Source organism: Roseiarcus fermentans (assembly GCF_003315135.1).
Classification (GTDB): domain Bacteria; phylum Pseudomonadota; class Alphaproteobacteria; order Rhizobiales; family Beijerinckiaceae; genus Roseiarcus; species Roseiarcus fermentans.
In genome coordinates, this window is sequence record NZ_QNRK01000025.1 from 79,515 (window position 1) to 100,921 (window position 21,407).

Here is a 21,407-nt window from a genome sequence, read left to right on the forward strand (position 1 = left end):
CAGGCTGGAGTCGGCAGGCGGGTTGCGCCGCGAAGGCGCGCCTCGACATGCGCGAGGCGGGGCTTGCGGCGGACCGCGAGACGCGCCGGGCCGAAGCGCGCCAGTCTAGGCGGCTCTCGTTCGCTGATACCCCGCGAAGCCGAGGCCCGCGAAGCCCGCGAGCATCATTGCCCATGTCGAGCGCTCGGGAACGGAAAAACTCAGTGTAGGGTCGGGTAGCCCAAATTCTCTACCCAGGAAATACCTGTCTTCGCTGGTGGTCGATAGCCGAAACGCGAGAAATCGTCCGCCATTGGCGATCGTATCTTGAACAGCAGTTGTAACGTCGAGGTTTAATGTTTCGACGGCGCCATCGCCGGAGCTTATTGTTGCAAAAGGATCGCCAGCAAAAAAGTCGGATGAATGGACAACGCCGCCGCCGATAAATGTAAAGACATTAATCCAGCCAGGCGGACCACCGGGTTGATCAATGTTCGAGACAGGCAAAATGAGCTCTATGGGCCGCCGAGCCGCGGGAGGAAGGGCGCCAACATCGAATTCCAAAACCGTGCGATCTTCGAGATTGCCAATCGCGCCCATAACCCCAAGGAAGCCCAGAAGAAAAGGATGGCCTCCCTCGAATTTTCTGATGCCTGCCGCATCAGCAGCATCAAGTTCTGCGCCATAGGAATGCTCAATTGAGCAAAATACCAACCCAATAGAGAGCGCGAGCGCCAGCCTGCCATACGTCTTCATTGGCAAGTCTCCGTAGTCCATTCATTATTTTTATAACCAAGGCGTCGTTCGGCGGCTGCGTCCACTGAAACCAGACCTCGACGTCGAGGCTCCATGCTTTCGTTTGCAATCAAAAGCGCCGCTTCGCCAACTGCTCTTGAAATGATAGACCGCCGTCGCAGAGACCGAGGCATCCGTTTTGCAAGTCTTTTTTAATTTAAGGCGTTCCTCGCCTCGCCGATCGACCTGAGCAATCTAGCACGCCATCCAGGCGATCCACTACGTAGATTCAACCATGAGCGTGCGCTCGACACACAAACGGAAGGAGGCCGGCGTCGCTCCGGTTCGTTTCAGCCGTCAACAGGAGCATTGTGGCGCACGACGTGCGGCACGCGCCGGGGATGGCGGCGTCATGATCGAGGACGAAGACGAGGAGGTGCGTCAGCGCGCCTCGGCCGGCGTCGTGCCGCGGTCCAAGCGCCGCATCAGCGCCCGGCGGACGACCCAGGCGCTGCGCGACATGGCGAGGCCGCGCGAACGCGCGATATCGAGGACCTGGGCGGCCGAGCGGCAAATGGCCGCCGCGATCTCCTAGAGGGTCGCGCCGTCGACGGGCGTGCTCGCGGCGGCTCTCGCGTCGCAATGTGGTCGCCAACTCGTGCGCATTCCGTTTGCGGCAAAGTGGGGAAGAGATCGGCGCTCCTCAACTCGCCCTGGCCCTCAGCGCCGCTTCCACCGACCGCCATTGCGCCGCGCGCGCCCTGACCGCGGTGACGAACCACTGCGGCGCGCGATGCGCCTCGGCGAGCACGTTGACGAGGACCGCCAGCGCCTCGATCGACTTGCAGGCGTCGGCTCGCTCGATCAGCCACTGCGCCTCTTCGTCGGCGACGATTCCGGTCGGCCGCGACTGCCACACGACGTAGTCGGTGATCAGCTCGACGAACAGTTCCGTCCATTCCGGCGCATTGTCCATGCGCGCGCCGGCGACCGCGAACAATTCCTCCGCCGTCTCCCGGGTGACCTCGCCCTCGGCGAACACTTCGCGCCTGAGCCAGGCTACGTCCTGGGCGGTGACTCTGCGGCCGAGGATCATGGCGCTGACGATCGTTCGGCTCTGCTCGACTGCGAGACCCATGTGCAATTCCTCGCTCTGATCCGCGACCGGCCGGCATCGACCGTCGGCGCCGCCGTGTTGAAGCCACCCTGCGCGCCGATCTTTTCCGAGAGATGAATCCTCACGCTACGGAAAAGGTTCCCTTGGGGCAGGGTTAAGGTCCCGCAAAATCATATGGTTTCGTGACCGTGAAAGCCGCTGCGGCCGCCGCGGTCGACCGCCTCGAGCCTTTCGACGAGAAACGCCCGCGCCGCCGGGTCGGTCTGGAGCCCGATGGCGGTCGTGTAGGCGTGGCGCGCCGCGGCGCGGTCGCCCGCGCGGGCGCTCAGATCGGCCCTGGCCACCCAGTACGGCTCGAAGGCGTCGAGACCGCCTGCGCGGCCGGCGGCGTCGAGGAGCGCGAGCCCCTCGCTGGGCCCGCGCGTGTGCGCCGCGGCGACCGCCCGGTTGATCGCGACCACCGGCGAACCGGTCAGCGCATGGAGACCGTCGTAGAGGGCGGCGACCGCTTCCCAGTCGGTCCAGCCGGTGAGCCTGCGCGCGGCGTGCGCGGACTGGACCGCCGCCTCGAGCTGGAAACGCCCGGCCGACCGCGCGCCGCTCGCCCGCCGCAACAGCGCCTCCGCTTCCTCGATCGCGCCCGCGTCCCAGCGCGCGGTGTCCTGCTCGCTCAGGGGGACGTAGCGGCCGAGGCGGTCGCGGCGGGCGGCGCGGCGGGCGTGGGCGTAGAGCATCAGCGCGAGCAGGCCCTTGGCCTCGGGCTCGTCGGGCGCCAGCGCGACCACCATGCGGCCGAGCCAGAGCGCCTCCTCGGCGAGGTTGCGTCCGCGCGGGTCGTCCGAGAAGGTCTCGTCCCAGCCGAGCGAAAACGCGGCGTAGATCGCCTCGAGCGCCGCCTCGAGACGGGCGGGCAGATCCTCGCGCTCGGGGATGCGGAACGGAACGCCGGCGAGTCGGATCTTCGCCTTGGCGCGCGCCAGCCGCTGGCCCATCGCGGCCGGCGAGACGAGAAAGGCCGAACCGATCGCGGCCGCGTCGAGGCCGAGGATCGTCTGCAGCATGAGGGGCGCGCGGACGCCGGTGTCGATCGCCGGATGGGCGCAGGCGAACATGAGCGCGAGGCGGCGGTCGGGAATCGCCTCGCGCTCCGCCGCTTCCAGTTCGTCCGCGATCAGCGTCAGCGTCTGCTCCGACGCCTGGGCGTTGCGGCGACGGCGACCGCCGTCGATCAGCCGGCGCCGCGCCGCCGTCACCAGCCAGCCTTCCGGGTTGGACGGAACGCCTTGCCGCGGCCAGACGGCGAGCGCGGCGGCGAAGGCGTCGCCGAGCGCGTCCTCCGCTCCGGCGACGTCGCGTTCGCGCGCAGCGAGGAAAGCGACGAGCTTGCCATAGCTTTCGCGCGCGACCCGCTCCGCGGCCGCACGCGCCGGTTCAGACCCGGAGAGCGGCTCCGGCTTCATCGAGACCCCGCGCCGGTCACATCGTCCAGACCGGCCGGACCTCGATCGCCCCGGTCGCGGCGCCGGGGCAGCGCGCCGCCCAGGCGATCGCGGCGTCGAGGTCGGCGGCCTCGATCAGGTAGTAGCCGCCGAGCTGCTCCTTGATCTCGGCGTAGGGCCCGTTCAGCACCCGGGTCTTGCCGCCCTCGGCGCGCACGACCGTGGCGTTCGCGCTCGGGTGCAGGCGTTCGCCGCCGACATAGACTCCCGCCTCCTTCATCGCCGTCGTGTAGGCTCCGTAGGCGGCCATGATCCGGCCGGCGTCCTCCTTGCGCGCGGCCTCCATCGCCTTTTCGTCCGCATGAATCATCAACAGGTAGCGCATCGTTCGTCTCCACGAGGGCGCGGCGCCTCGGCCGCGCTCGAAGCCTAGACGTTCGGGTTGCGGCCGTTTCGACAGCCGCCCGGCCGAAAAGACACGCCGCCTTTCGCTCACCCCCGCAGATACCGGTTGAGCCAGTCGATCGTCCGCGTCCACGCCTCCGTCGCAGCCGCCTCGTCGTAGCGCGGCGTCGTGTCGTTGTGGAAACCGTGGTTGGCGCCCTTGTAGACGTGGCCTTCGTGCGCAACCCCGGCGGCCGTCAGCGCCGCCTCGTACGCCGGCCAGCCCGCGGTGATGGCCGTGTCGAGCTCGGCGTATTGCGCGTTGACCGGCGCCCGGATCTTCGCCGCCTCGGCCGCGGTCGGCTGCCGGCCGTAGAACGGGACGGCGGCGGAAAGGCTCGCGCCCATTTCCACCGCGAGCGTGTTGACGACCCCGCCGCCGAAGCAGAAGCCGACCGCGCCGATCTTGCCCGTGCAGTCGGGCTGCGCCTTCAGCCAGTTCGCCGCGGCGAGGAAGTCCGCCTGCATCCTCACCGGGTCGATCGTCTTGAACAGCGCGAGCGCCCGTTCGTCGTCGCCCGGATAGCCGCCGACTGCGGTCAGCCCGTCGGGCGCGAAGGCGATGAAGTTCGCCAGCGCGAGCCGCCGCGCGACGTCCTCGATATAGGGGTTCAGGCCGCGGTTCTCATGGACGACGAGCACGCCCGGCAGCCTGTCCGCCGTCGCCGGCCGAACCAGGTAGCCGTTGACCGTCCCCGTGCCGGCCGGGGACGGCGCGCTGACGAAGCGCGCGACGAGTCGCGGGTCGTCCGGCGCCGCCTGGATGGCCCACGCGTAGTTCGGCCGCAACATGTCGAACAGCGCCGCCGCCGTCAGCGAACCGAACGCGAACCTTTGCGCGCCGTCGAGGAAGGCGCGGCGGCTGAGGCCGCCGTGCACGTAGAGATCGAACAGATCCAGCAGCCCTTGCGGGAAGTCCGAGGCTCGTTTCCGCTCCATGAGCGTCTCCTCCTCCGTCCGGTCTCACGGCGTGAAGTTGCTCTGCCCCGGTCCCGCCAGATGGTACACGTCGCCCAGTTCGTCCTCAATCGCTGCGGAGGGCCCGCTCCTGGCCTCGAGGGTGAGATCCCGGTCGAGCGTAACGGCGCGGAATTTCCACCCCGCCGGGAGTTTCAGCCGATCGCCGAGCGAGGCCAGGTCGTCGTCGTTCTCGTTCGGCGTGGCCTTGGCGGTAAAGGCCGAGAGCACCCAGGCGCGGCCCTTGGGGTCGTCCAGCACATAGACCTTGCCGCCCTTCCGGAACCCCTCGATCGCCGTGCGCGGGAACGCCTGATAATGATAGCGCTCCGGCGGCGTCTTCGCCGACAGGCGGGATTCGGCGGCCGCGCCGTTGCCCATCCAGGCGGCGTCGAGACCGTCGAAACTCCGCACCGCGCCGACCCGGTCGGCGAACCAGTCGAGCGCCCAGTAGCGCGGCGGGCTCAACTGAACCGAGAGCGCCTGAAACTGTTTGGCGACCTTCTTCGGGTCCACCCGCCCGGCGGCGTCTTCCGGCGCCGAATCGCGCGTCTCGTCGCCGCCGTTCTGGCCGGTCGTGTTGTAGATGCTGACGTACAGCACCTTCTTGATCACGTCTCGGGCCAGGAGGTCGATCTCCTCGAAGCGGTAGCCGCGCAGATTGTCGAACTTGCGCTGCTCGGCGTCGGCGCAGTCGTCCGGCAACTGGCTGAAATACCTGCAGGTCGAACGGTCGGACGCCACCGCGGGCGCCGCGGCTCCGGTCGCCAGCGCCGCCCACGCGACTGCAAACGTCAGCGCCGGGCCTCGGCCACGACGGCTGTCCCTTGTCGGCATCGCGACCTCGCAGTCCGACTGTGTTCCCCAACCCCCCGCAACCGGCATGGTATTGCCCAACGCTGCGATTCCGCAACAGCATTGCGCGGCCGGCCTTCGCGCCTTCGGCTTTCGCCGGAAGCCGGGGCGTGGGCGCGTCGGTTCGGTCTGGCCTTTCGGTCGCGTTCTGATTATCCACGCGCCTGTCGAGGATGGGGCTGACGATGGACGCTGCGACGAGGCCGCCGGATCGGGCCGCTGCGGGAAAGCGCGTGCTGGTGCTGGGCGCGACCGGAACCATCGGCCGCGCTGCGGCGCGCGCGCTGGCGCGGCGGGGTCACGAGGTGGTGTGCTTCGTGCGGCCACGCGCCGGCGTCGGCGGCGGTCTGACGGCGGACGACAGCGTCGCGCTGCTCGCGGGCTGCGCCGTTCGGTTCGGAGAGGTCGCCGACAGGGCGTCGCTCGCGCGCGACGGGTTTCGCGGCGAGCGCTTCGACGCGCTGGTGTCGTGCCTCGCCTCCCGCACCGGCGCCCCGAAGGACGCCTGGGCGATCGACTACCAGGCGCATGTCGACGCGCTCGCGGTCGCGCAGGAGGCCGGGGTTCGACACATGACGCTGCTGTCGGCGATCTGCGTGCAGAAGCCGCTGCTCGCCTTCCAGCAGGCCAAGCTCGCGTTCGAGAACGCCCTCGTCGCTTCCGGCCTGACCTACTCGATCGTCAGGCCCACCGCCTTCTTCAAGTCGCTGTCCGGTCAGGTCGAGCGGGTGAAGCAGGGCAAGCCGTTCCTGGTGTTCGGCGACGGCGAACTGACGGCGTGCAAGCCGATCAGCGACGACGATCTCGGCCGCTACATCGCCGAATGCCTCGACGACGAGCGCCGCTTCAACCGCATTCTGCCGATCGGCGGCCCAGGCGAGGCGATCACGCCGAAACAGCAGGGCGAGCGCCTGTTCGCCCTGCTCGGCCGCGAGCCGAAGTTCCGGCATGCGCCGCTGGCGCTGCTCGACGCGATCGTCTTTACGCTCGGCGCGCTCGGTCGGGTCATCCCCGCGCTCGCCGAAAAGGCGGAGCTGGCGCGCATCGGCCGCTATTACGCGTCGGAATCGATGCTGCTCCTCGACCCGGCGACCGGGCGCTACGACGCGGCGGCGACGCCGTCGACGGGAGAGGAAACGCTGTTCGATTTCTACGCGCGCCTGATCAAGGGCGAAGCGGCGGTCGAGCGCGGCGACCACGCGGTGTTCTGACGCCTTCAGCCGGCCGAAAACATCGGAAACGCGACGCCGAGCGTCCAGGCCAGGATCACGCCGAGCCCGATCCCGACCGCGCCCGGCGACATCGTCCGCCGGCCGACGAATCCCCCCATCAGGCCGAAGACGACGAAGAACAGGACGATCAGGGGGATGATCAGGATCAGGAAGAACAGGCGCTGGAAATCGAGCGCCACCGCCGCGGCCAGCGATGCGAGAAAGGCGCCGCGGGCGACGAGCACGCGCAGCCAGGACGCCCTGCCGTTGTCCGTCACCAGGCTGTCGGACAGCATGTACGGGACCGCCCCGACCGCGATCGCGGCGATGATCGGCAGCCGCGCCAGCGTCGGCATGAACGAGGCGACGTAGCGGTCCATCGCGCCGCCGAAGACGACGACGCCATAGACCGCCAGCGCCAGCGCGCCGAGCCACGCGACGCGGCCGATCCGGACGCCGCTCAGCGCCAGGATCCCGAGCGCCAGCGCGCCGTAGAGCAGCAGATGGACGGCGAGGTAATCCGCGACCAGGACGGGCAGAAAATGCGTGTCGACCCGGGCGAGCGCCAGCGGCGTGACCGCCGCCGGGATCAGCGTGGCGAGGAGGAACGTCTTCCGCCGCAGGGTCGGGAACGGCCGCTCGCCCCCGGGCAGCAGCGCCGCCAGCGGCCACGACAGCAGCACGACGCCGGCGAGCAGCAGCGCGATCCATCCGCCGGTCGCGGCGACCGGCCCGGCGCTTTCGCGGTGAAACACGGCGTCGAGCCAGGACCGCGCCTCGGCGAGCGCGGTCGGCGAATAGAGGACGCCGACGTGCTCGACGTCCGGCGCCACGACCGTCCGCCGGCCGTCGCCCCGCGCCGGGTCGCCGATGGTCTCGCCTTCCCTCGCCGCCGGATCGGCGAGGCGCGCGTTCTGAAGCGCGTCCGCCCGCAGGCGCGGCTCCCACGCGCCGTCGATCATCAGCAGATTGCGCGGCTCGGTTTGGGTCACCGCCTCCGAGAATATCGACACGGCCACGGTGGCCGCCACCCGCGGGTCCTCCAGCGCGCGCCGCACGATGATGTCGGACGCCATCGAATGCCCGAGCAGCGCCACGCGGCCGTCGACGGAGGGGAGGGCGAGGGCCGCGTCCGTCACCCGGCCGATCTCGCGCTTGAGATATTGCGTGGTCCCGTCGATGCGCGTCACGTCGCCGCGCATCGGCGTCGGGTTGCGGCCGTGGCCCTCGAAATCGAACGAGACGGCGACGTAGCCGGCGCGGGCCAGGGTCAGGGCGTAGGCTTCCATCAACTGGCGCGAGCCGGCGAAGCCGTGGGCGATGATCACCGCGGGCGCCTTGCCGCCGTCCGTGCGCCGATAGACCGTCGCCGGCGTCGAGCCGACCGCGAGCGGCGTGATCGTCAGGCCCGCGCGCGCGTCCTCCAACCGCCAGATCGCGACGGCGCAGATCAGGAGGCCGGCGAGCAGGGCGAGGAGGCGGGGAGGGGAGACGCGCACGGTTGTCCTGTCCGGGGGCGGCGACGGGACCGTCGAGATAGGCGTTCGGGGCGCGCCGCGCCAGACGCTTCTCCAGCCGCATCCCAGCCGCTACAATCTTGCCGGGCGGCGTGCTAGCCTTCCCGCGCAATGTGGACGGACGTCGGCCCGGGCGCGACCAGGAAGCCGAAGACGGATCGAGGGAGGACATGGGGATGGCGTTGCGGGAGAAGCTGATCTGGATCGCGGTCGCGGTCCTCGGAGCGGTCGCCTTCGGCGTCGTCGCGCTCACCCGGGGCGAGCCCGTCAACGCGGCGTGGCTAGTGACCGCGGCGGTGTGCATCTACTTCATCGCCTATCGGTTCTACGCCCTGTTCATCGTCACGACCGCGCTCGGCGCCGACCCGAAACGGGTGACGCCGGCCTATCGCCACAACGATGGCCTCGATTACGTCCCGACCAACCGCTACGTGCTGTTCGGCCATCATTTCGCGGCGATCGCCGGCGCCGGGCCGCTGGTCGGGCCGGTGCTGGCGGCGCAGATGGGCTACCTGCCGGGAACCCTCTGGATCCTGGCCGGCGTCGTGTTCGCCGGCGCCGTCCAGGACATGGTCGTCCTGTTCTTCTCGACCCGGCGCGACGCGAAGTCGCTCGGCGAGATGATTCGCACCGAGATCGGTTCGGTCGCGGGCGGCGTCGTCGGCGTCGGCATCATCCTGATCTGCGTCATTTTGCTCGCCGTGCTCGCGCTCGTCGTGGTGAACGCGTTGAAGGGGAGCCCGTGGGGAACGTTCGCGGTCGCCAGCACCATCCCGATCGCGCTGTTCATGGGCCTCTACAGCCGCTATCTCCGTCCCGGCCGCATCGGCGAAATGTCGGCGATCGGCGCCGTGCTGCTGCTGCTGGCGCTGGTCTTCGGCCGCACCGTCGCCGAGACTCCGGCGCTCGCCTCCGCCTTCACCTACACCGGGGCCGAACTCGCCCTGCTGGTGATCGGCTACGGCTTCGTCGCTTCCGTGCTGCCGGTCTGGCTCCTGCTCGCGCCGCGCGACTACCTGTCGACTTTCCTCAAGGTCGGCACCATCCTCCTGCTGGCGATCGGCATCATCGTCGTGCGTCCCGACCTCGAAATGCCCTCGGTGACCAAGTTCATCGACGGCTCGGGCCCGGTCTGGGCGGGCGGCCTGTTCCCGTTCCTGTTCATCACCATCGCCTGCGGCGCGGTGTCGGGCTGGCACGCGCTGATCTCGTCGGGCACGACGCCCAAGATGATCGAGAACGAGAACCAGATCCGCTTCATCGGCTACGGCGCGATGCTGATGGAATCCTTCGTCGCGATCATGGCGATGGTGGCGGCGACGACGATCCATCCGGGCGTCTATTTCGCGATGAACAGCGGCGCCGGCCTGATCGGGACCGATCCCGCCCACGCGGCCGAGGTCATCACCAACTGGGGCTTCGCGGTCACGCCGGACATGCTCACCCAGGTCGCGCACGACGTCGGCGAAACCACGATTCTGTCGCGCACCGGCGGGGCGCCGACGCTCGCCGTCGGCATGGCGCAAATTCTCTCCGGCCTCCTCGGCGGCCCGGCGCTCGCCGGCCTCTGGTATCACTTCGCCATTCTGTTCGAGGCGCTGTTCATCCTCACCACCGTCGACGCCGGCACCCGCGTGCTGCGCTTCATGTTGCAGGACCTGATCGGCGACGTGGTCCCGGCGTTCCGGTCGACCGAATCGTGGACCAACAACCTGATCGGCTCGGCGCTCGCCTGCGCGGGCTGGGGCTATTTCCTCTATCAGGGGGTGATCGATCCGTTCGGCGGCATCTGGACGCTGTGGCCGCTGTTCGGCGCCTCGAATCAGATGCTGGCGGCGATCGCGCTGATCCTGTGCACCGTCATCCTGTTCAAGATGAAGCGCGAGCGGTTCGCCTGGGTGACGCTCGTTCCGGCCGCCTGGCTGGTCGTTTGCACGGTGACGGCGGGGATCGAGAAGGTGGCCAATCCCGACCCGAAGGTCGGCTTCGTCGCCCACGCCATGCGCTTCAGCGAGGCGGCGGCCTCCGGCAAGGTGCTGGCGCCGGCCAAGACCGCGGCCGAGATGGGCCAGATCGTGTTCAACGACTACGTCGACGCGACGCTCGCCGCGATCTTCGTCGCGATCGTTCTGGTGATGCTCGTCTACGGCGTCCGCGAGGCGCTGCGGGCGCTGCGGCAAACCAAGGCGACGACCGCCGAGATCGGCGGCGCGGCGGTGGCGGCGGAATGAGCGAGACCCTGACGAGCCGGGCGCGCTTCGTCTGCGACAGGGTCGCGCAGACGGCCCGCCTCATGGTCGGCGTGCCCGACTATCCGACCTATGTCGCGCATCGCAAGGCCAACCATCCCGGCGATCCGGTGATGACCTACGAGGAGTTCTTTCGCGAGCGGCAGAGCGCTCGCTACGACGTGAGCAAGGGGCGTCTGCGCGGCTGCTGCTGACCGGCGGCGGGCCGGGCTGATGGTCAGAGGCACGGGACCGGAGCATCCAGCATCGGCCGTCCCGCGCGCCTGAGGGGCCGGAACATGTCGAGGATCGCGCCGAGGCAGGCGTCGACCGCCGGGTTCGCGCCCGCCGCGAGCGCCTCCAGATCGCCGTTCATCAACGCTGCGATCAGCCTCGCCGCGTCGAGGTCGGAGCAGCCGACGAGCGCGCGGTCGCTGTCCACAACCCAATAGCCGTCCATAGCGCAATGTACCGAATAGGTCGCTGATTTATTCATGTTGTCACGCTCGCTTACAAGTATAGGTGCGCAGGTCTAGTTGCCCCGAAAACGATATACGCAAAGGAACATCGAGTTTGTTGGATAAAGATAGTCTAAAGGTGCGATTTTTCGCCGCATGGGCGGCCGCCGTTCGCTGATGCGATAAACCGGGGTCGGGCGGCGGCGCGCGGCGGCCGGCCGCGCCGGCGTCAGGCCCGCCTTATCGCGGCGAAGGCGGCGAGCGCGCGGGCGCGCGCCGCGTCGTGGTCGACGATCGGCTTCGGGTAGGTCTTGCCGAGGATCACGCCCGCCCGCGCCAGCGCTTCGGCCGGCGCCCGCCACGGCGCGTGGACGAAGCTCGCCTCGAGGCGCTGAAGCTCGGGGACCCAGCGCCGGACATAGGCGCCGTCGGGGTCGAACCGCTCGCCCTGCAGCACGGGATTGAAGATGCGGAAGTACGGCGCGGCGTCGGCGCCCGACCCCGCCACCCACTGCCAGCTCGCCGGATTGCTGGCCGGATCGGCGTCGCAGAGCGTGTCCCAGAACCAGGCTTCGCCGCGCCGCCAGTCGATCAGGAGGTGCTTGATCAGGAACGACGCGGCGATCATCCGCACGCGGTTGTGCATATAGCCGGTGCGCCAGAGTTGGCGCATGCCGGCGTCGACGACCGGGTAGCCGGTCCGACCGCGCGCCCAGGCGCGAAACCCAGGCTCGTCGTCGCGGAACGGGAAGGCCTCGAATTCGGCCTTGAGCGCGCGCGTGGCAAGATCGGGATGGGCGTAGAGAAGCGCGTAGGAGAACTCGCGCCAGCCGAGTTCGGAGAGGTATTTGTCGGCCGCCGCCGCGAGGCGCGGGTCGGCCGCCGTCGCCGCCTCGACCGCCGTTGCGGGGCGGCGCGGCGACAGTTCGCCGAACCGGAGGGCCGCGGACAGGCGCGAGGTGGCGGCCGGCGCGAGGCGATCGCGGGCGTCGGCGTAGTCCCCGAGGCCCCGGTCGAGGAATCGGGCGAGCGTCGCCCGCGCCCCGTCCTCGCCCGGCGTCTCGCCCTGCGCGAGGTCGCCCGACCAGTCCGGCGCCATCGGCGTCAGGCCGAGCGCCTCGATCGTCGTGCGCCGCGGCGCCTCGGCGGGCCACGGCGCCGCAACCAGGCGCGTGGGCGCCGCCAGGGGCGCGGGCAGGGGGCCGAGGCCGCGATGCCGGCGCCAGAACGCCGAGAACGTTCCGGCCGGCCGGCCGTCCGCTCTCGCCAAGTCCCACGGCTCCCGCATCAGCCGGCCGTTGAAGCTCGCAGCCTCGACGCCGCGCTCCCTCAGCGCCGCCTTCACCCGCCGGTCGAGCGCGATCGCGTCGGCCTCGTAGCGGCGGCTCCAGAGCGCGCGTTCGGCGCCCGCCGCCGCGGCCAGCGCCAGAAGGATCCGGTCGGCCTCGCCTTCGACGACGTCGAGCCGGGCGCCGCGTTCGCCGAGGCGGCGCCCGAGACTGGCCAGCGACCGCTCGAGCCGCCATTTCGCCGCGCCGCCGAGCGGCCGCCCGTTCTGCAAGCGCTGATCGTGGATGTAGACGAACAGCGCCGGCCGGCCCGCGACAGCCGCGATCGCCGGCTGATCGTCGAGGCGAAAATCATCGCGAAGCCAGACGATGTCACAAGTCACGTCGACGCGCTCCCACGTTCCGGCCGGCCCGCCGCCCGCCTTGATACGCCGCGCAGAGCCGGAAGGATCCTTCGGGCGACCCGCGACGGCGCGCGCCGTTCCGTGCTACAGGTTTGTCAAGGCCAGCGGGCGCAGGTCCGGGGCGATGGAGGAAACCGCATTGAACCTCGTCAGCGAGGGAGCCGGGGTGGCGGTCGCGACGGCGTGGAGCCTCGGCGCGCATGCGGCCGCCGCCGAACTCGCCCGCCAACTGGCGCCGCACGACCTCGCCGGGCTCGTCGTGTTCGTCTCGCCCGATTACGACGCCGCGACGTTCGCCGCGGAGATGGCGCGCCGGTTCGGCGCGACGCCGGTGGTCGGCTGCACCACCGCCGGAGAGATTACCCCGGACGGCTGGAGCGACGGAGCGGTGGTGGCGATCGGCTTCCTGCGCCAGCACTTCGCCTTCATTGCCCGGCCGATCCTCGACCTCGCCAATTTTCACGTCGAGGCGGGGCGCGAACTGACCAAGCAACTGCGCGCCGAACTGAGCGCCGCGCGCCCGGGTTTCGCCGGCCGCGGCCTGTTCGGCCTTCTGCTGGTCGACGGCCTGTGCCGCCGCGAGGAGGCGGTCGTGACCGCCGTCCAGATGGCGCTCGACGAGATTCCGCTGGTCGGCGGCTCCGCCGGCGACGGGCTCCGGTTCGAGCGGACGTTCGTGATCCACGGCGGGCGCGCCTATACCGACGCCGCGGTGCTGGCGCTGGCGGCGACCGACCTGCCGTTCAAGACCTTTCGCGCCGACAATTTCGAGCCGACCGGCGTCAAGATGGTGGTCACCGAGGCCGACGTGGAGAAGCGGATCGTCAAGGAGCTCAACGCGGAGCCGGCGGCCAAGGAATACGCGCGGGTCTGCGGCATCCTCGACGACACGCTCGACGCCTTCGCCTTCGCCTCGCACCCGGTGGTGGTCACCATCGGCGGGCAGCATTTCGTCCGCTCGATCCAGCGCGTCAATCCGGACGGATCGCTGAGCTTCTTTTGCGCCATCGACGAGGGGCTGGTCTTCACCGCCGCCCGGCGCCGCGACCCGTTCGAGGGCCTGGCGACCCTGTTTGGCGGCATCGAGGAGGAACTGGGCGAAGTCGACCTCTACCTCGGCTTCGACTGCGTGCTGCGGCGGCTCGCCGCCGAGCGCGAGCAGATCGCGCAGCCGATGTCGAAGCTCTACCGCGCCAAAAGGGTGGTCGGGTTCAACACCTACGGCGAGCAGTACACCTCGATGCACGTCAACCAGACCTTCACCGGCGTGGCGATCGGCCGGAAGCGGACGGCCGCGCCGTGACCGCGGTCGTCGACGAGGTCGAGGAGCTCAGGCGCGAAGTCGCCAAGCTCAAGAAGATCAACGCCAAGCTGATCTCGCGCGTCGAACGCTCCTACGACCAGCAGCCGAGCGCCTACGCCCTGTTCGAGACCGCGATCGCGCTCGACAATCAGGTGCGGCTGCGCACCCAGGAGGTGCAGCAGGCCCTGCGCTCGATCGAGCGCGTCAACGGCGACCTGTTGCGGGCCAAGGAGCAGGCCGAGGCGGCCAACCTTCTCAAGTCGTCCGTGCTGACCTCGATCAGCCACGATCTGCTTCAGCCGCTGAACGCCGCGCGGCTCGCCCTGTCGACCCTCGGCGGCTACGACATGGGGCGCGAGCAGGCCGGCCTGATCGATCAGGCCGACCGGAGCCTGGCGACGCTCGAGGAGCTTCTGCGCACGCTGCTCGACCTGAGCAAGCTCGACGCCGGCGTCATGACGCCCGACCTGCGCGCGTTTCCGATCGACGCCCTGCTGGCGTCCGTGGTCAAGGAGCAGGCGCGGACGGCGGAGAAGCGCGGGCTGAAGCTCGCGCATTTCGGCGCCGGCCGGTGGGTGACGTCCGATCCGCTGCTGTTGCGCAGGGTCGTCCAGAACCTCCTCGCCAACGGCCTGCGCTACACCCGGCGCGGCGGCGTGCTGGTGGGCGGGCGGGCGCGCGGCGACCGTTGGACCGTCGAGGTTTGGGACACCGGCCCCGGCATCCCGGAGGCGCGGCGCGACGCGATCTTCCAGGAGTTCCAGCGCGGAGAAGCCGGCGAGCAGGGCGGGCAGGGTTTCGGGCTCGGCCTCGCCATCGTGCGCCGCCTCGCGCTCGCGCTCGATCATCCGATCGGCCTCCGCTCCACCGTCGGCAAGGGGTCGATGTTCTCGATTGCGCTGCCCCTCGCCGAGCCTGCGAAGGCCGAGCCCGCGCCGCCGCTGGCGGGGGCGTCGCCGACCGCGCGCGGGCCGCTGCGCGACGCGCGCGTGCTGGTGATCGAAAACGACGCCGCCGTGCTCGCGGCGATGTCGGCGCTGCTGTCGCGCTGGGGCTGCGACGTGACGGTCGCCCCGTCCGGCGACGAGGCCGCCGAGATCGCCGCGCTGCGGCCGCCGCAAGCGATCATCGCCGACCTGCACCTCGATCATTTCGAGCGCGGCGCGACGGCGGTGGCGAAGGTGCGGCGCGCGGTCGGCGCGGCGACGCCCGCGATGCTGGTCACCGCCGACCATTCCGACACCGCGGCGCGCGAGGCGGAGGAGGCGGAGATGACGCTGCTCAGAAAGCCGGTGCGTCCGGCCGAACTGCGCTCGCTGCTGAGCTGGCTCTTGTCGCAGCCGGGAGCGTAGGATTCCGCCCGCCCGGAGCGGGCGCGTGGGTTGCTTCGCCTTCGGCTCGCAAGGACGAGGGGACCCAATAGCCGTCATGGCGAGCGCAGCGACGCCATCCACGCCGCCGCTGCGCTGCGGGCGCATGGGTTGCTTCGCCTTCGGCTCGCAATGACGACGGGAGCCAAAAGCCGTCATGGCGAGCGCAGCGGAGCCATCCATGCCGCCTCTGCGCTGCGGGCGTGTGGGTTGCTTCGCCTTCGGCTCGCAATGACGACGGGAGCCAACAGCCGTCGTGGCGAGCGCAGCGACGCCATCCATGCGGCCGCTTCGCTGCGGGCGCGTGGGTTGCTTCGCCTTCGGCTCGCAAGGACGAGGGGAAACAACGGCCGTCATGGCGAGCGCAGCGAGGCCATCCACCCCGCCGCTTCGCTGCGGGCGCATGGGTTGCTTCGCCTTCGGCTCGCAATGACGGCGGGGACCAAAAGCCGTCATGGCGAGCGCAGCGACGCCATCCACGCCGCCGCTGTCGACGCTGGACGCATACACCAGACGCGTTATGCTAACGCTGCTTCGCAAGGTGGAGTACGGGGCACATGCTCGCACCGGCCAACAGGCTGATCGACCTCCACAGTGTGGTCGAGTGTCCGGCACGGCGTGCGCAGCGCCGCTATCCATCTGTCCGCTTCGCCGTTTCGCCGACGGGTCGCAAGGCCGGAGCGGCGTGACGTCGCGTGCGCCGTGCGTCTACATCATGGCGAACAAGCGCAACGGCACGCTCTATGCCGGCGTCACCTCGGATCTGTCGCGCAGGGCGTACGAGCATCGCCAGGGCCTGATTCCCGGCTTTACGTCCCGATACGGCTGCAAGCGGCTCGTCTTCTACGAACATTACGAGCGGGTCGTCGACGCGATTGCGCGCGAGAAGCAGATCAAGGGCGGGTCGCGCGCCAAGAAGATCGCGCTGATCGAGGCCATGAATCCAGACTGGAACGACCTTTACGAGACGCTCGCCTGAACGGTCCGCTTCGCCTTCGGCTCGCAAGGACGACGGGAACCAACGGCCGTCATGGCGAGCGCAGCGACGCCATCCACGCCGCCGCTGCGCTGCGGGGCCGTGGGTTGCTTCGCCTTCGGCTCGCAATGACGGCGGGGAACTCGCAGCCGTCATGGCGAGCGCAGCGACGCCATCCACGCGGCCGCTGCGCTGCGGGCGCATGGGTCGCTTCGCCTTCGGCTCGCAAGCACGACGGGGAACTCGCCGCCGTCATGGCGAGCGCAGCGACGCCATCCACGCCGCCGCTGCGCTGCGGAGGCGTGGGTTGCTTCGCCTTCGGCTCACAAGGACGACGGGACCCAACGGCCGTCATGGCGAGCGCAGCGACGCCATCCACGCGGCCGCTGCGCTGCGGGCGCGTGGGTCGCTTCGCCTTCGGCTCGCAAGGACGACGGGACCCAACGGCCGTCATGGCGAGCGCAGCGACGCCATCCACGCGGCCGCTGCGCCGCGGGCGCATGGGTTGCTTCGCCTTCGGCTCGCAATGACGGCGGGGAACTCGCAGCCGTCATGGCGAGCGCAGCGACGCCATCCACCCCGCCGCTTCGCTTCGGGCGCGTGGGTTGCTTCGCCTTCGGCTCGCAATGACGTCGGGGAACTCGCAGCCGTCGTGGCGAGCGCAGCGACGCCATCCATGCCGCCGCTTCGCTGCGGGCGCGTGGGTTGCTTCGCCTTCGGCTCGCAAGGACGACGGGAACCAACGGCCGTCGGCCGCTCCGCACGCGCCTGAAGTGTTCCGCAATACCTCAGGTTACACTGTCATCCACTCTTCTGCGAAAGAAAACCGTCGGCCCGGACGGCCGCGTGACCGGGACAAATTGTCGCATCGGGTGTAAAGGTCGCAACCAGCGGCAACATTTCTCCTTCTGTAACAAGTCTTTGATATCTCGCCAAGTTTTCAGACCTCACGCAAACGTGAAGACAAAATCACTTTTTGTCGAGATGCGATAACATCACAAACAATCCGATTGCAGGAAACAATTCGTTCTGCTCAATCATCAGTCGATGTCGGGCCAGTTGGAGGTGTTGTTGTGCAGTTGACCAGCGCTGTCGATCAATTCATCTACTCGGAAAAGTCGGAAGAGTCTTTCCATAACGTCGACTCGGAGCAGACCTACTGGATGTCCGTCCTGAACTGCCCGGCGCGACGCAGCGAACGTCGGATCGCGCCCGGTCTCGTCACGGCCGCGGTCAGCGCTGCGGCGGTGGTGGCGCTCTGCCTGACCTCGCCACTGGTCGAGAACGCCCTTCGCGCCGCCAGGATTGTTTGACGGGGTCACGCCGGCGCGCCCCGACGGGCGAGACGACGTCCGCCGCGTCGCGCCGGCGTGACCAGACGGTGTTGCAACGCCAGGTTTTCATCGCCGCCCTGCACTGATCGCAGGCGTCGGCCGCGCGCTCGCAACAGACATCCTGGAATCCGACGACCATGAACCTTGGCGTGAAACCCTGGTTTGCCGGCGAGGCCGTGCGTTCGCCGGACTTGTCCCGGCCGTTCGACGTCGACCGATGGCTGGCCGTCGCCGCCGCCGTCCTGGCCATCGGGATCGCCGGAGTGGCCGCAACCGGCTGGTTCCTCGACAACGAGACGCTGAAAACGGTGTGGCCGGACGGCGCGCAGGTCAAACCGGCCACGGCCGCCGGCCTGACAGCGAGCGCGGCGTCGCTCGTTCTCGCGGAATTCCTCCCGCGCGCCCTCATCTTCCAGCGGGCGCTCGCCGTCGCGGTGGCAGCGGTGGGCTGCGCATTCCTGCTCGAATACACTTTCAACGCCGACTTCGGCTTCGACACCGTCCTTTTCCCCGACCCGTCGACAAATCTGCCCGGTCGCCCCTCGGTCGCGACTTCGGCCAGTCTCGTCGCCCTCGGCCTGGCGCTCGCTCTCTTCCGCGCCCGCTCGGTCCCTCTCGAAGCCATGCGCGGGGCGCTCGCGATCATCGTGATCGTCCTCGCGCTGACCGGCCTCCTCGGCTACCTCGTCTCGCCGATCGACCCGAGCGTGCAACGGACGCTGAGCGGCTTCGCGTTCCCGACCGCCGTCGCTTTCCTGGCGCTGGGACTGGGCGCGCTCGGCCCGAACCGTACGGTGGGCAGGACCCGCGAAGGCGTCAGCGTCGCGGCGCCGATCCTGGGTCTGGCGGCGATGGCGACGCTGATCGTCATGACCCTCACCGCGGTCGATGCCCAGCGCCGCGCCCGGATGAAGGCCCGCGACGCGGAGACCGCCGTCGATGCCCTCGGCGGCGCGCTCGATCTGCTGCGCGACGCGGAGACCGGTCAGCGCGGTTACCTTCTCACCGGGATCGAAGACTATCTTCAGACCTACGAGGTCGCTGCGCCGCTGGTCGCGCCCGAGATGGCGCGGATCGCGGCGCTGGTCGGGAACGACGCCGAAGCCCGAGACCGGCTAAACCGGATCCGGTCGCTGGCGGAGCGGAAGCTCGCCGAGTTGCGGCGTACCATCGACCTCCAGCGCGCCGGCGATCCAGCCGGCGCGCTGGCGATCGTCCGGTCCGGCTACGGCAAGCGCACAATGGATCGGGCGCGCTCGGAAGTCGCGGCCATGCAGGGCGGGTTGCGGCTGAATTCCAGCGCGCTTTTCGACAGCGCGGACCGCATGGCGGCGCGACTGCAATACACGATCCTCATGACCGTATCGCTCGTCGTCGGGCTGGCGGCGTTCCTCGCCGTCGACGGCCGTCGCCGCTTCGCGCAGATGCGCGAGACGCAGCAGCGTCTCGCGGCCGCCAACTCAGACCTCGATCGCAGCGTCGCCGAAAAGACCAGCGAGCTGTCGTCCGCCCTGGACGCGATGCGGGTGTCGCTCGGCCAGACGAAGGCCGCGCAGGCGGAGCTCGCCGACCGCGAGGCCCGCCTGCTGTCGATCCTCGAGACCGTGCCCTCGGCGATGATCGTCATCGACGAACAGGGTCTGGTGACCTCGTTCAGCACGGCGGCGGCGAAGCTCTTCGGCTATCGTCCGGACGAGGTCGTCGGCCGCAACGTCAAGATGCTGATGCCCGAGCCCTATCGCGCCGAGCACGACGGCTACGTCGCCAACTATCTGCGCAGCGGCGAAGCCCGCATCATCGGCTACGGCCGGCTGGTCCGGGCCGTCAAGCAGGACGGGACCGTGTTCCCGATCGAACTGTCGGTCGGCGAAGCGCGCGCCAACGGACGGCGTATCTTCACCGGCTTCATTCGCGACCTCACCAGCCGCCAGAGGATGGAGGAGGAGCTCCGCCAGGCGCAGAAGATGGAGGCGGTCGGGCAGCTCACCGGCGGCATCGCCCACGACTTCAACAACATGCTGACGGCGATCATCGCCAATCTGGAGCTGCTGTTTCCCGACCTCGAGGATCGGGACCAGCGCGAACTCGTCAACGAGGCGCAGGCCGCGGCGCTGGACTGCGCCAAGCTCGCCTCGCAGTTGCTCGCCTTCGGCCGCCGCCAGCCGCTCAATCCGGAGCCGACCGACATCCGCTGCCTGGTCGCGACCTTCGCCGGACTGCTGCGGCGGACGCTGGGCGAGTCGATCGAACTCGAACTGGTCGCGCCCCAGGCGGCGCACCGCACGGTGGTCGACGCCGTGCAGTTTCAGAACGCCCTGCTCAACCTCGCGCTCAACGCGCGCGACGCCATGCCGCACGGCGGCCGGCTGACGATCGCGGTCTCGCCGGCGCGGCTCGACGCCGCCGCCGCGCAGGCGCACCCGGAGGTGCGGACCGGTCACTATGTCCTGATCGCGGTCTCCGACACGGGGGCGGGCATGTCGGAAGAGGTGCGCAGCCGCGCCTTCGAGCCGTTCTTCACCACCAAGCCGATGGGGGCAGGCACGGGGCTGGGGCTCAGCATGGTCTATGGCTTCGTCAAGCAGACCGGAGGCCATATCGAGCTCGCGAGCGAGCCCGGGCGCGGAACGAGCGTGCGGATCTACCTGCCGGTTCCGGAGGGCGACGGCGTCGAAGCGCGACCGGCTTCGGCGACGGCGGACGCGCAACCCTCGCGGGGATCCGAGACGATCCTGCTGGTCGAGGACGACGTGCGTCTGCGCCGGGCGCTCGGCCGGCGGCTCAGGAGCCTCGGCTATCGGGTGTTCGAGGCCGACAGCGGTCCGGCCGCCATGGCCGAACTCACGGCTATGCCGGAGGTCGCGCTGCTGTTCACCGACATGGTGATGACCGGCGGCATGAATGGCCTCGACCTCGCCGAGGCGGCGCTGGCGCAGCGGCCCGAGCTCAAGGTGCTGTTCACCTCCGGCTACGCCACCCCCGAGATCGCCCGCCTCGGCCGGCGAAGGGGCGCCTGGCTGAGGAAACCCTACACCGCCGAAGACCTGGCCAGAACGGTGCGCGAGGTCTTGCAGGACGCGGCGGGATGAGCGGGCTCTTTGTCGATCCGGTTCCGGCCGCCGCCTGCGCAAGGGGGCACGGAATATGATTGCGGATTCTCAGAATAAATGCGATCCTGACGCCGCGGGCGCCTGCGCGAACAACACCCCGGGAGTCACCAGCCGCCGGTAACTCCCAAGCCGCGCCGAGGCGGGAGGCGGCGGGCAGTGCGCAACGCCTCTCCCTCAGGGAGAGGACAGGCCGCGAAGCGGCCAGATGAGGGTGCGCCACGCCGACCCTCGGCGTTCCCGGCCCTCACCCTGCCGGGCTGCGCCCGGCTGCCCCTCTCCCGGAAGGAGAGGGAGGCGTCGGCTCGGGCGCTGCAGCCGTCCGTAACTCCCAAGCCGCCGTCCTCGCGAGGAGCGAAGCGACGTGGCGATCCAAGGGGGGCTGGGCCAAGATCTGCCGTATGCCCCGCGTAGCCGCGCTGCAACGTTGGCGCAGGCGGCCCCTGGATCGCCGCGTCGCCCTTCGGGCTCCTCGCGAGGACGGCGGGCAGCGTCATCGCCGCCGCCTCGGCGTCGACGACCCCCGTCATTCCCAAGGTGCGCCTAGGCTTGGCAGTTACAGCCGCCCGTAACTCCCAAGCCGGGGTGGGTCCGAATTGTCACAGGTTGGGTGCGCTCGTCGGGTGGCGGCGGATTTTGCGAGACGCGGCGGGGCGAAACGTGAGTCAAGGTGGGGATGGTTGT

The 21,407-nt window shown here is 69.7% G+C and carries 18 protein-coding genes and 1 pseudogene; 10 read left to right on the forward strand and 9 right to left on the reverse strand.

Going from position 1 to position 21,407, the window contains the following annotated elements; all coding sequences use genetic code 11:
- Window positions 1–105: 105 nt before the first annotated feature.
- Entirely contained in the window at window positions 106–735 is a 630-nt protein-coding gene (locus tag DFR50_RS31545; RefSeq protein WP_147262829.1) for a hypothetical protein, read from the reverse strand.
- A gap of 274 nt (window positions 736–1,009) precedes the next feature.
- On the opposite strand from DFR50_RS31545, the gene DFR50_RS31550 reads away from it, so the two are divergent.
- On the forward strand, window positions 1,010–1,309 hold the full coding sequence (locus DFR50_RS31550) for a hypothetical protein (RefSeq protein ID WP_147262830.1): 300 nt from the start codon (window positions 1,010–1,012) through the stop codon (window positions 1,307–1,309).
- Between the two features lie 108 nt (window positions 1,310–1,417).
- Here the strand turns inward: DFR50_RS31550 and DFR50_RS20760 are convergent, their stop codons facing one another.
- From DFR50_RS20760 to DFR50_RS20780, 5 genes are all read right to left on the reverse strand, one after another.
- On the reverse strand, window positions 1,418–1,852 hold the full coding sequence (locus tag DFR50_RS20760; RefSeq protein WP_113891181.1) for a hypothetical protein: 435 nt from the start codon (window positions 1,850–1,852) through the stop codon (window positions 1,418–1,420).
- 149 nt (window positions 1,853–2,001) lie between these two features.
- Window positions 2,002–3,291 (reverse strand): RNA polymerase sigma factor, encoded by a 1,290-nt coding sequence (locus DFR50_RS20765; protein WP_113891182.1) that lies wholly within the window; start codon window positions 3,289–3,291, stop codon window positions 2,002–2,004.
- Window positions 3,292–3,307: 16 nt separating this feature from the next.
- Window positions 3,308–3,655: a YciI family protein gene (locus DFR50_RS20770; RefSeq protein ID WP_113891183.1), complete on the reverse strand. Its 348-nt coding sequence runs from the start codon at window positions 3,653–3,655 to the stop codon at window positions 3,308–3,310.
- Between the two features lie 107 nt (window positions 3,656–3,762).
- A complete protein-coding gene (locus DFR50_RS20775) occupies window positions 3,763–4,653 on the reverse strand; it encodes a dienelactone hydrolase family protein (RefSeq protein ID WP_113891184.1) in 891 nt (296 codons plus the stop codon).
- 24 nt (window positions 4,654–4,677) lie between these two features.
- Entirely contained in the window at window positions 4,678–5,508 is an 831-nt protein-coding gene (locus DFR50_RS20780) for a hypothetical protein (protein WP_113891185.1), read from the reverse strand.
- A 257-nt stretch (window positions 5,509–5,765) separates the two neighbouring features.
- Between DFR50_RS20780 and DFR50_RS20785 the strand changes: the two genes are divergently transcribed.
- On the forward strand, window positions 5,766–6,737 hold the full coding sequence (locus DFR50_RS20785) for an NAD(P)H-binding protein (RefSeq protein ID WP_281016865.1): 972 nt from the start codon (window positions 5,766–5,768) through the stop codon (window positions 6,735–6,737).
- Window positions 6,738–6,742: 5 nt separating this feature from the next.
- On the opposite strand, the gene DFR50_RS20790 is transcribed toward DFR50_RS20785, so the two are convergent.
- Window positions 6,743–8,236, reverse strand: coding sequence for an alpha/beta hydrolase (locus DFR50_RS20790; protein ID WP_113891187.1), 1,494 nt, complete (start codon window positions 8,234–8,236; stop codon window positions 6,743–6,745).
- Between the two features lie 188 nt (window positions 8,237–8,424).
- Between DFR50_RS20790 and DFR50_RS20795 the strand changes: the two genes are divergently transcribed.
- Both DFR50_RS20795 and DFR50_RS20800 read left to right on the forward strand, forming a co-directional pair.
- Window positions 8,425–10,485, forward strand: coding sequence for a carbon starvation CstA family protein (locus DFR50_RS20795; protein ID WP_113891188.1), 2,061 nt, complete (start codon window positions 8,425–8,427; stop codon window positions 10,483–10,485).
- Complete coding sequence (locus DFR50_RS20800) at window positions 10,482–10,697, forward strand: YbdD/YjiX family protein (RefSeq protein WP_113891189.1); 216 nt, start codon at window positions 10,482–10,484, stop codon at window positions 10,695–10,697. Before DFR50_RS20795 ends, DFR50_RS20800 begins: the two co-directional genes overlap by 4 nt.
- 23 nt (window positions 10,698–10,720) lie before the next feature.
- On the opposite strand, the gene DFR50_RS20805 is transcribed toward DFR50_RS20800, so the two are convergent.
- Together DFR50_RS20805 and DFR50_RS20810 are read right to left on the reverse strand one after the other, a co-directional pair.
- Window positions 10,721–10,978 (reverse strand): hypothetical protein, encoded by a 258-nt coding sequence (locus tag DFR50_RS20805; protein WP_147262831.1) that lies wholly within the window; start codon window positions 10,976–10,978, stop codon window positions 10,721–10,723.
- Window positions 10,979–11,169: 191 nt separating this feature from the next.
- Window positions 11,170–12,612 (reverse strand): cryptochrome/photolyase family protein, encoded by a 1,443-nt coding sequence (locus DFR50_RS20810; RefSeq protein WP_113891191.1) that lies wholly within the window; start codon window positions 12,610–12,612, stop codon window positions 11,170–11,172.
- A 160-nt stretch (window positions 12,613–12,772) separates the two neighbouring features.
- Here DFR50_RS20810 and DFR50_RS20815 point away from each other — a divergent pair, with 160 nt between their 5' ends.
- From DFR50_RS20815 to DFR50_RS33135, 6 genes and pseudogenes are all read left to right on the forward strand, one after another.
- The gene (locus tag DFR50_RS20815) at window positions 12,773–13,936 is read left to right on the forward strand and encodes an FIST N-terminal domain-containing protein (protein ID WP_245428005.1); all 1,164 of its coding nucleotides are present in this window, start codon (window positions 12,773–12,775) and stop codon (window positions 13,934–13,936) included.
- A complete protein-coding gene (locus DFR50_RS20820) occupies window positions 13,933–15,288 on the forward strand; it encodes a hybrid sensor histidine kinase/response regulator (RefSeq protein ID WP_113891193.1) in 1,356 nt (451 codons plus the stop codon). Before DFR50_RS20815 ends, DFR50_RS20820 begins: the two co-directional genes overlap by 4 nt.
- A gap of 703 nt (window positions 15,289–15,991) precedes the next feature.
- Window positions 15,992–16,285, forward strand: coding sequence for a GIY-YIG nuclease family protein (locus tag DFR50_RS20825; RefSeq protein WP_342634572.1), 294 nt, complete (start codon window positions 15,992–15,994; stop codon window positions 16,283–16,285).
- 1,070 nt (window positions 16,286–17,355) lie between these two features.
- Window positions 17,356–17,595, forward strand: a complete 240-nt coding sequence (locus tag DFR50_RS20830) for a hypothetical protein (protein ID WP_113891195.1) — start codon at window positions 17,356–17,358, stop codon at window positions 17,593–17,595.
- A 929-nt stretch (window positions 17,596–18,524) separates the two neighbouring features.
- Window positions 18,525–18,884: pseudogene (locus DFR50_RS33130) on the forward strand (CHASE3 domain-containing protein); the annotation flags it as partial.
- A gap of 252 nt (window positions 18,885–19,136) precedes the next feature.
- Complete coding sequence (locus DFR50_RS33135) at window positions 19,137–20,705, forward strand: PAS domain-containing sensor histidine kinase (RefSeq protein ID WP_245428008.1); 1,569 nt, start codon at window positions 19,137–19,139, stop codon at window positions 20,703–20,705.
- Window positions 20,706–21,407 lie beyond the last annotated feature (702 nt).

What these genes read in the sequence shown, in the direction of transcription:
- DFR50_RS31545 (WP_147262829.1), bottom strand. Translation starts at nt 735, where the DNA reads ATGAAGACGTATGGCAGGCTGGCGCTCGCGCTCTCTATTGGGTTGGTA.
- DFR50_RS31550 (WP_147262830.1), top strand. Translation starts at nt 1,010, where the DNA reads ATGAGCGTGCGCTCGACACACAAACGGAAGGAGGCCGGCGTCGCTCCG.
- DFR50_RS20760 (WP_113891181.1), bottom strand. Translation starts at nt 1,852, where the DNA reads ATGGGTCTCGCAGTCGAGCAGAGCCGAACGATCGTCAGCGCCATGATC.
- DFR50_RS20765 (WP_113891182.1), bottom strand. Translation starts at nt 3,291, where the DNA reads ATGAAGCCGGAGCCGCTCTCCGGGTCTGAACCGGCGCGTGCGGCCGCG.
- DFR50_RS20770 (WP_113891183.1), bottom strand. Translation starts at nt 3,655, where the DNA reads ATGCGCTACCTGTTGATGATTCATGCGGACGAAAAGGCGATGGAGGCC.
- DFR50_RS20775 (WP_113891184.1), bottom strand. Translation starts at nt 4,653, where the DNA reads ATGGAGCGGAAACGAGCCTCGGACTTCCCGCAAGGGCTGCTGGATCTG.
- DFR50_RS20780 (WP_113891185.1), bottom strand. Translation starts at nt 5,508, where the DNA reads ATGCCGACAAGGGACAGCCGTCGTGGCCGAGGCCCGGCGCTGACGTTT.
- DFR50_RS20795 (WP_113891188.1), top strand. Translation starts at nt 8,425, where the DNA reads ATGGGGATGGCGTTGCGGGAGAAGCTGATCTGGATCGCGGTCGCGGTC.
- DFR50_RS20800 (WP_113891189.1), top strand. Translation starts at nt 10,482, where the DNA reads ATGAGCGAGACCCTGACGAGCCGGGCGCGCTTCGTCTGCGACAGGGTC.
- DFR50_RS20805 (WP_147262831.1), bottom strand. Translation starts at nt 10,978, where the DNA reads ATGAATAAATCAGCGACCTATTCGGTACATTGCGCTATGGACGGCTAT.
- DFR50_RS33135 (WP_245428008.1), top strand. Translation starts at nt 19,137, where the DNA reads ATGCGGGTGTCGCTCGGCCAGACGAAGGCCGCGCAGGCGGAGCTCGCC.